This is a genomic window from Cribrihabitans neustonicus (assembly GCF_048820895.1).
Taxonomy (GTDB): domain Bacteria; phylum Pseudomonadota; class Alphaproteobacteria; order Rhodobacterales; family Rhodobacteraceae; genus Cribrihabitans_A; species Cribrihabitans_A neustonicus.
Window position 1 is genome coordinate 1 of record NZ_JBMERQ010000036.1, and the last position, 1,541, is coordinate 1,541.

Consider the following 1,541-nt stretch of genomic DNA (forward strand, 5'->3'; position numbering starts at 1 on the left):
GCCTATTCCGTTGAAAAAGCCTGTTCTTCGGCGGCTGTGATGTAGCCTGTCGATAGGGCGTGCCGTGCGCCTGTCATGCCAGGCGGGCGTTTTGGGGTGGAGGGAGGAGCTTTGCGAGCTTTCTGAGGTTCTGGGCGGTGGCTGCGAGGTGGAATTCGTCGCGCGCGCCGCATGGGCCGCGCAATCGGAGCCGTCCTAAACCGAGGATGCGTTTCAGGTGGGCGAACAGCATCTCGACCTTCTTTCGGAGCTTGCAGGAGATCGCGTACTGCGTGGTTTGGGCGATTGCGCGGGCCACGTCGCGAGAGGGCTCATAGATCGAGCGCGTTACTTTGCGCTGCGGCTCCTTGGGGCAGCACCGCGGCTTCAGGGCACAGGCCTCACAGTCTGGCTTGCGGGCTCGGTAGCGCAGGGTGCCGTCCTTATTGGCGCCCGATCTGGGTGTCGTGAACGCGCGCCGGTATTGCTTGAGCTCCTTGCCGCCAGGGCAGATGTAGGCGTCGTTCTCGGCATCGTAGGTGAAGTCGGCCCGTTCAAAGGTGCCGTCCTTGCGTCCGGACTTGTCGATCACCGGGATATGCGGGGCGATCCCGCGCTGCCGGTTCAGCCAATCGAGCATTTCGGCCGTGCCGTAAGCTGTATCGGCGATCAGGCGTTCAGGTTTCAGGTCGAAGGTATCGCTCACCCGATCCACCATTGTCCGCACGGCACTGACCTCGGCTTGCCGGATCGAGCGGGTCGCCTCGACATCGAGGATCACGCCATTGTCGGTGTCGATCAGGTAGTTCGTGGAATAGGCAAAATAGGCGGGGCCACCCCGTGCGCCGGTCCATTGCGAGGCTGGGTCGGAATGCGAGGTGAACTTCGGCTTTACCGGGCTGGCCGCGCCGAAGGCTGCATCGTCCAGCGTCGCCAGATACTCCCTGACAGCGCGCGGCGCGTCCTCGGGCGTGATCTTCTCGGGGGCCCAGTCCGCTTTCGGCGACGAGTTCTGCCGGTTGGCATCGGCCTGGATCAGGCTGGCATCCGCCGCAAAGCGCTGACCACTCGCCAACCCTTCCTCGATGCAGCGCGCGACAACCGTCTCAAACAGATGCCGCAAGAGATCGCTATCGCGGAACCGACCGTGCCGGTTCTTTGAGAAGGTCGAATGGTCCGGCACTGGGTCGGTCAGATCGAGGCGGCAGAACCAGCGATAAGCGAGGTTGAGATGCACCTCCTCGCACAGCCGTCGCTCCGAGCGGATGCCCATCGTGTAACCGACCAGAAGCAACCGGATCATCAGTTCCGGATCAACCGACGGCCTGCCGGTCGAACTGTAGAAAGGGGCCAGGTGCCGCCGGATGCCAGACAGGTCGACGAACCGATCTATCGCCCGAAGCACGTGATCCTGCGGGACATGATCCTCTATCGAGAACTCGTAGAACAGCGCACCCTGCGATTCCTGCCGTGGTCCCATCATTGCCACGCACCTCCGCTTGCCTCGCGGAAAGTGAATCAACACTCAACACCCAAAACAACCCGAGTTTTTCAACAGAATA

General features: G+C 62.2%; 1 protein-coding gene. It reads right to left on the reverse strand.

The window, feature by feature from the left end; genetic code table 11:
• Positions 1–73: 73 nt before the first annotated feature.
• Positions 74–1,462: an IS1182 family transposase gene (locus tag ACOHWE_RS20105; RefSeq protein WP_420668521.1), complete on the reverse strand. Its 1,389-nt coding sequence runs from the start codon at positions 1,460–1,462 to the stop codon at positions 74–76.
• Positions 1,463–1,541 lie beyond the last annotated feature (79 nt).